At 57.5% G+C, this 1,001-nt stretch carries 1 protein-coding gene; it reads left to right on the top strand.

What is annotated here, in order from left to right; genetic code table 11:
• Positions 1-42 precede the first annotated feature (42 nt).
• A protein-coding gene (locus tag AC1D2R_RS32135; RefSeq protein WP_477973865.1) for an IS630 family transposase occupies positions 43-1,001 on the top strand; the annotation gives its coding sequence in 2 pieces (ribosomal slippage) (positions 43-378 and positions 380-1,001; 958 coding nt annotated over the 2 pieces). This gene is flagged as partial in the annotation.

Raw genomic sequence — 1,001 nt, 5'->3', positions numbered from 1 at the left:
GTTCTGATTCACTGATGCTGGCTGGATGGAGGCCAGCATCACATGACCGCACCGTTATCCAATGATCTTCGTGAGCGTGTTGTAGCGGCCGTTCTGAACGGCGAAAGTAGTCGGGCAGTTGCGGCGCGTTTCGAGGTCGCGGTCTCTTCGGTGGTGAAGTGGTCGCAGCGTTATCGCGCGACCGGTTCAGTTCGTCCCGGGAAGATGGGCGGCCATCGCAAACGCATTCTGGAGCCGCATCGTGGATTAATTGCCGAGCGGCTTGATCAGAACCCGCACCTGACGCTGCATGGGTTGAAGGCGGAATTGGCATCGCGGGGCATTGCTGTCTCGCACAACACGATTTGGGAATTCATCCGCAGCGAGGGACTACGCTTCAAAAAAAACGCTGTTCGCCCTTGAACAGGCTCGTGCCGATGTCGCCCGCAGACGAGAGCGATGGAAAACTTTGCAACGGCATCTCGATCCTGAACGCCTCGTCTTCATCGATGAGACCTGGATCAAGACTAATATGACACCCATCAGGGGTTGGGGACCAAAGGGCAGGCGTCTGCGGGCGTTTGCGCCGCACGGCCACTGGCGCACGCTGACATTCCTCGGTGCCTTGAGGAACGACCGGCTGGCAGCGCCTTGCGTCTTCGACGGGCCGATCAACGGCCAGTGCTTTCGCGCCTATRTCGAACAGCAGTTGGTTCCTGTTCTYAAGCCAGGCGATATCGTCATAATGGACAATCTCGGCAGCCACAAATCGGCTGCCATCCGTCAAACAATCAAAGCCGCCGGTGCGCGGCTCTGGTTCCTGCCGCCCTATTCGCCGGACCTCAATCCGATCGAGCAGGCCTTTTCGAAGATCAAACACTGGATGCGGCACGCGCAACGCCGAACAATTGACGATACCTGGCGCCACATAGGCAGGCTGGTCGAAACAATCCAACCCGACGAATGCGCCAACTATCTTACAAATGCCGGCTATGCTTCTGTCAGCTATGCTTCTGTCAAAA

The sequence above is a fragment of the Rhizobium sp. P1_C7 genome (assembly GCF_056406295.1).
The sequence above is the reverse complement of the archived record's forward strand: the minus strand, read 5'-3'. Positions and strand labels throughout refer to the sequence as shown.